The 6,877-nt window shown below is 28.3% G+C and carries 4 protein-coding genes; 3 read left to right on the top strand and 1 reads right to left on the bottom strand.

The features are described from left to right. The coding region (locus OCV55_RS08085) for a hypothetical protein (protein WP_394802859.1) at positions 1 to 461 on the bottom strand (461 nt) is incomplete at its 3' end. Positions 462 to 817: 356 nt separating this feature from the next. Here OCV55_RS08085 and OCV55_RS08080 point away from each other — a divergent pair. The 3 genes from OCV55_RS08080 (at position 818) to ppk1 (ending at position 6,867) form a co-directional block, all read left to right on the top strand. Beyond that, complete coding sequence (locus OCV55_RS08080; RefSeq protein WP_267309868.1) at positions 818 to 3,037, top strand: GGDEF domain-containing protein; 2,220 nt, start codon at positions 818 to 820, stop codon at positions 3,035 to 3,037. A 33-nt stretch (positions 3,038 to 3,070) separates the two neighbouring features. Beyond that, a complete protein-coding gene (locus OCV55_RS08075; protein ID WP_147580304.1) occupies positions 3,071 to 4,714 on the top strand; it encodes a sensor domain-containing protein in 1,644 nt (547 codons plus the stop codon). A 113-nt stretch (positions 4,715 to 4,827) separates the two neighbouring features. Continuing rightward, the gene (ppk1, locus tag OCV55_RS08070; RefSeq protein WP_147580303.1) at positions 4,828 to 6,867 is read left to right on the top strand and encodes a polyphosphate kinase 1; all 2,040 of its coding nucleotides are present in this window, start codon (positions 4,828 to 4,830) and stop codon (positions 6,865 to 6,867) included. Positions 6,868 to 6,877 lie beyond the last annotated feature (10 nt).

Here is a 6,877-nt window from a genome sequence, read left to right as displayed (position 1 = left end):
TCTGTTGATAACATTACTAAAAAGGGTTGCTGTTCAGTAGCAACTCCTTGTTTATGTTCTTCTTTACTTTTTGAGCCTATATAAGCAACGTCTGCTTCATAAAAAAAGCTATCCAGAATTTTTTCACTGTTACTTTGGGACATAAGAATCCTACATTTTCTACAAAGTAATAGCGCTGTTTTATAATTTATTTCTAATTCATTAGCTAATTCAATCGCAGAAAGACCTTTATTTGCCGTAAAAAAGAGATACATTCCTAAAATTAATTTATAAAGATCTAACTTATTATCTTGAAATATAGTATTAGAAAGTAGGTAATGTTGATGACCACATTTTTCACAGTAAAAGCCAACAGGCCATTTCATTTTGAAAAAGAATTTTACACATTCATTATGATTATTTGCATATTTTCTAGTTAAAGTAATTAAAGAATCCTTTTTTGGTTTTTGATTTTTAGCCATAGTAACCTCTTTAAGACAAGTATATAATATTTTAAAGAAGTGATAGATGATACTCCTCGGTTTAAAGTGATAATAACGGTGTTAAATCACAAGATGTGTCAGATAGTTAATTAAGTTTTTAACAATGTAATCGCTTTTATTTTTGCTTTTGATAAGAATAAATTGATTTTTATTTAAGAAAAAATATAATAAACATCATAGACAAATCATGAACAGGTTTTTCTTCCTTAAATAATTTTTTGACAATAACATTCTGAAATTTGTACAAGACTTGTAGAATTTATCTGAAGGCCATTTGGTCTTTTTTTTATCTTTTTTATAGGTTTGTGTTATAATTGATGAAAAGAGGTGAAAAAATGGAACACTCAATTAAAGCAGGACTTATGATTACAAGTGCCTCTGATTATAATATGGAAATATGTCGAGGAGCAAATGAAGCGTGTAAAGAACTGGGAATAGAACTTGTTATCTTTTTTGGTGGTTCAGTTGATCCAAATGTAAAGTTTGTACAATCTTCTGATTATCAAAAAGCAAATGTCTATGCTTTTGCAAATTATTTGGATTTAGATTTTTTAGTTATTCCCGCTTCAAGTATTTGTCGTACGGATCAAAAAACAAGAGAAGCTTTTCCAAAATATTTTCATATACCAGTTGTTACTTTAAATTCACAAATAAAAGATTATCCTTTTGTTATCTATAATAACAAAAAAAGTGTTTATAATGCTGTAAGTTATATGATTGAAAAAAATCATTGTCAACATATTGGAATTATTACTGGTTATGATAGCGGGGTTACTGCCAAACAAAGACTTGCAGGTTATCAAGAAGCTTTATCAAGTCATGATATGCCTTTTGAAGAAAAATATATTTTATCAACACCTGGTTATAATATTGAATCAGGGAATTTAATGAACAAGTGGCTTCAAGAAAATCCTGAATTAGATGGAATTATGTGCGTGACGGATGATATTGCTTATTATTTATATCGTGAATTAGAAAAAATAGGAAAACGTGTAGGTAAAGATATTATGGTGTCTGGTTTTGATGATAAACCAGAATCAACACATATGGTTCCACCACTTGCTTCTTGTCATGCGGATGCTTCTTTTATTGCTTATTTAGGAATAAAACAAGGCTATGATCTTTATAAAAATGGTTCTACACAAAATCAATACATTGATGCCCATTTTATTCCTCGTCTTTCTGTTGATTGTGAAAACCATGAAGAAATTGAAATTGGTGAATTTATTCGTTTTTGTAGAGCTGAAAAAGAAAGTAATGAATATATAGCTCAAGGAATGACACAATATGTTTTTGGTAATAAATTGGTTTATAGTTCCAATTATCAAAAAACTGTATGGAGTTTCTTTACTTATTTATTGGATCTTTCGGTAAAAGATTGTACGAAACATCGTGTTTATCAACAAATAGGAGATTATATTAATTTGATTTTTAATGAAGATGATATTCGTTATTTGGATTTAGAAAGACTCTTTTTATGTCTATCATTTTTAATAAATACTGAAAACTACCTCAACATGGAAGATAAAATAAAACTCCAATCTTTTAAACAATATATTTATTTACAAATGATTAGTAGTTATAATTATCTTCTTTTGTTAAAAGAAAAGCGCTATACAAGGAGAATGAGAAGTATTGGACAAGTGAATAAAGGGATGTTGTTTGAATCATTGAATGATGATATTTATGCTATTGCGGATAATATACCTTCTCTAGGTATTCATAATGCACAGCTTTATCTTTTTGAAACACCTGTTATGACTTATGAATTTAGACCATTTATCATGCCAAAAACAATGGAATTAATTATAAATGTAGAAAATGGTCAAAGACAGCCTATTAAAAATACACATGTGTTACTAAAAGATGTTTTAAATCTTGCAAAGCAACCTTATAAAATACTTACAAGCATTTACTCTAATGAAAATTTTTATGGCTTTTTGGTGACGGATTGTACATATTTTGATTTAGAAACACTTGAATATCTTTCTAATCAAATTGGGGTATCTTTAAATGTCAATGCCATTGTTAGAGAACTAAATAGTATTTCTAATACAGATGAATTAACTCATATTTATAATCGACGAGGACTTATTCAAAATATTAAAGTTCTTTATAAAAAATATAAAGAACTTTCCAAAAATCTTTATTTCTTTATAGGGGATTTAGATAATTTAAAATATATTAATGATACATTTGGACATGACCAGGGAGATAAAGCAATTCAAACAGTATGTGAAATACTAAATGATATTTTTCAAACACATGCTGTTATTGGACGCTTAGGTGGCGATGAATTTGGTATTGCGTTTACTTGTAAAAATGAAGATTTTATTATTCAAATTGATTCATTAATTCAAGAAAGAACACAATACTTTAATAAAAAATATCATTTACCTTATTATGTTAGTTTATCCTATGGAATAAGTGTCTTTGACTATAATAGTCCTTTTGATTTAAATCATACCATTAGATTGGCAGATACATTAATGTATGAAAGAAAAAAGGAAAAACATATACAAAGAGGAAAAAAGGATAAGGAGGAACTGTTTTGAAAAAAAAACAAAATAAATCTTTCAAGAGAACAATTGGAAGAAGTTATTCAATTATTTAATCGAAGTATGGATGATTATTTATATCTTTTTGATATTCAAAATGATTATTATAGTATTTCAAAACATGCCGTAAATCGTTTTTGTTTGCCAAATTATCATTTTTGTGATGCAACAAAAGCCCATAATTATTTTGTTTATGAAGACGATCTCCCTTTATTATTTGATGAGTTCAATAAAATTAAATCGGGAGAAATTACCGAGCATAGTTTACATTATCGTTGGTTAGATCGACAACATAATCCAGTTTGGGTCAATTGTCGAGGTGATGTGATTTTAGATGAATTTAATAAACCTTTATACCTTATTGGTTGTGTTAATGAAATTGGAAAAAGACAAAAAGCAGATAATATTAGTGGACTTTTAAGAGAACCAAGTTTAGAGGAGTATGTTTCTTCTAAAAGTAAAAATAATATTACAGGTTATTTTATGCAAATTGGTATTGATGATTTTGACGAAATCAATGGGCGTTTTGGTTTAAAGTGTGGAGATGAAATTTTAAAACAGTTTTCTATGTGTATGCAATCGTGTATCAATGAAAATCAAAAGATTTACGAATTGGGAAATGGCCGCTTTATAATTATGGACTTAGAAAATCACTCAAAAGAAGATATCTTAGAACTTTATGATGAATTAAAAAAATCAGTTGAGGTTGCTTTAGAAGAGAATGTATATCGCGTGGTTTATACGATTTCAGTAGGGATTGTTGAGATTGATAAAGAAATGAAAGATTATGATACACTTATTAAATATTCAGACTTTGCCTTAAACGAAGCTAAGAAAAAAGGAAAGAATAGTTGTTATTTCTTTACACAAGATAAATATAAACAATTCATTCGAAGAAGAGAAATTCGTGTTGAATTACAAAATGCAGTTGATCACAATTTTAAGAATTTTGATGTTTATTACCAACCAATTATTGATATACATACAAGAAATCTTATAGGCGCAGAAGCTTTAATGCGTTTTAAAATGAAAAGAAATGAACAAATTGAATTTATTTCACCAGCAGAATTTATTCCTATTTTAGAAGAATCTGGTTTAATTATTCCTGCTGGTCGTTGGATTTTAAGACAAGCGGTTGCTTGTTGTAAAAAGTGGCAAGAATTTATTCCTGAATTTAAGGTGAATGTTAATTTGTCCTATGTACAAATTATTAAAAGTAAGATCTTAGATGAAATTAAACAAGCTTTAAAAGATTTTAACTTAAAACCTGCTTTGTTAGGGATTGAGGTAACAGAATCAGGTTATTTAGAAAATACATATCATTATAAAAAACTTTGGTCATCATTGAAAGAAGAAGGGATTACGCTTATTTTGGATGATTATGGAACAGGTTATTCAAATGCATATCGTTTAAGTGATTTAACACCGCATTATATTAAAATAGATCGTGTTTTAACCCAAAAAGCACTTTCTTCAAATTATGAAAGAAGTATTTTGATTTATATTATTGAAATGGCACATTCTTTGAAATTGAATGTATGTATTGAAGGTGTTGAAACGGAAGAAGAACTTCAAGAAATCAAAAAATTAAATCCAGATTATATTCAAGGTTATCTTTTTGGAAAACCAGCACCAGAAGATGAGTTTTATAATCGACAAATTAAGAAGAAATAATTCTTCTTTTTGGAATTTTACATAAACTTGATAGATGGTAGATTGTTGAAAGTATAAAATGTTTTTATATTAAATAAGAAAGAGTGTATAAATTATACATTGGAGGAATAAAAATGAACGTATGCCGAGAAAATAGAGAGTTATCATGGCTTAAATTTAACGATCGTGTTTTAATGCAAGCAAAAGATCCACAAGTACCACTTGCGGAAAAGTTAAGCTTTATTTCAATTTATCAAACGAATTTAGATGAGTTTTTTATGGTACGTATAGGATCACTTTATGACCAAATGTTATTTTATCCAGATTCCAAAGACAATAAAACAGGAATGACGGGTTTAGAACAATTAAAAGCCTGTTTAAAAAAAGTCCATTATCTTAATAAAAAGAAAGATCGTATTTATGAAAATGTGATGTCAGAACTTGGACGATCAGGATGGTCAGTAATAAAATATAAAGATATTGAAAGCAAGGAAGACCGTCGTTATTTTGCTGATTATTTTGAAAGAGAATTACTACCACTTATCTCACCACAAGTTATTTCTAAAAGACAACCATTTCCATTTATCAACAATCGTGAAATGTATGTCGTTGTACGTCTTGAATCGAAAAAAGGTAAAAGAAAAATGGGAATTATTTCTTGTGCTAATGCGATGGATGAAAGACTGATTGCACTTCCAAGTCAACCACAAAAATTTATTTTAGTAGAAGATATTATTTTACATTTTGTTTCACGTATTTTTTCTAAATATACTGTAAAAGAAAAAGCACTTATTCGTGTAACAAGAAGTGCGGATATTGATGAAGATGATCATTCATTAGAAGGACATGAAGATTATCGAGAAATGATGGAAAACTTAATTAAACAAAGAAGAAAACTTTCACCAATGCGTTTAGAAATGACGCCAGGATTAGGCGAACTTGAAGTACTTATGTTGATGAATTTCTTGAATTTAAAGAAAAATCAAGTTTTCATTAATAATTCACCTCTTGATTTTGGTTTTGTGGGTGAATTAAGAGAGCGTTTAAGATATATTTGTCCAAGTATGTTCTATAAACGTTTAGAAGCAAGAAATAATGCATTCGTTGAAAATAGAGTACCAATGATTAAACAAATCTTAAAAAGAGATTTATTACTTTCTTATCCGTTTGAATCTATGTCACCATTTTTAAGACTTTTAGATGAAGCAAGTAATGATAAAAATGTGGTAAGTATTAAAATGACACTTTATCGTGTAGCAAAGAATTCTAAAATCGTAAAATCTTTAATTAAAGCAGCAGAAAATGGAAAAGAAGTTGTTGTTTTAGTTGAATTAAGAGCGCGTTTTGATGAAGAAAATAATATTGGTTGGTCGAAACGTTTAGAAGAGGCCGGATGTCGTGTGATTTATGGTTTAGATGGTTTAAAAGTGCATTCTAAATTATGTTTAATCACGTATAAAAATGAAAAAGGAATTCAATATATTAGCCAAATTGGTACGGGAAATTATAATGAAAAAACATCAAGACTTTATACAGATTTATCATTAATGACTTCTAAATATGAAATCGGAGAAGAAATTAATGGAGTATTTAATCATTTATGTTTAGGTGAAACCGAAAATCATACAGATTTACTCATGGTAGCACCACATTGTATGATCAGTCATATCTTTAAGTATATCGATGAACAAATCGAACTTGCTAAACAAGGAAAAGAAGCTTATATTGGCTTTAAATGTAATTCGGTAACAAGTAAAAAGATGATTGATAAGCTTATTGAAGCAAGTCAAGCAGGGGTTCAAATTGATATGGTTGTAAGGGGAATTTGTTGTATTATTCCTGGTGTTGAAGAAGCAACGGAAAATATCCGAGTTCTATCAATTGTTGGAAGATATTTGGAACATTCTAGAATTTATATTTTCGGTAAAAATAATCCAACTGTTTATATTTCTTCAGCTGATTTAATGACACGAAATCTTGAAAGACGTGTTGAAGTGGCAGCGCCTGTATTAGATGAAAAATTAAAACATAAGTTACTAACAATGTTTGATTGTATGCTTCGTGATAATGTAAAAGCATGTTCATTAGAAAATAATGGTAAATACAAACGTATAAAAAATAAAAATAGAGAAATGAATAGTCAAGAATACTTTTTTAAAAATGATGTGAAATAGGAGGAGTTTT

Origin of the sequence: [Clostridium] ammoniilyticum (assembly GCF_025566905.1) — a bacterium.
In the GTDB taxonomy this organism is placed as follows: Bacteria; Bacillota_I; Bacilli_A; order Erysipelotrichales; family Coprobacillaceae; genus Faecalibacillus; species Faecalibacillus intestinalis.
This window is presented reverse-complemented; position numbering and strand designations above follow the sequence as displayed.

What these genes read in the sequence shown, in the direction of transcription:
- OCV55_RS08080 (WP_267309868.1), top strand. Translation starts at nt 818, where the DNA reads ATGGAACACTCAATTAAAGCAGGACTTATGATTACAAGTGCCTCTGAT.
- ppk1 (WP_147580303.1), top strand. Translation starts at nt 4,828, where the DNA reads ATGAACGTATGCCGAGAAAATAGAGAGTTATCATGGCTTAAATTTAAC.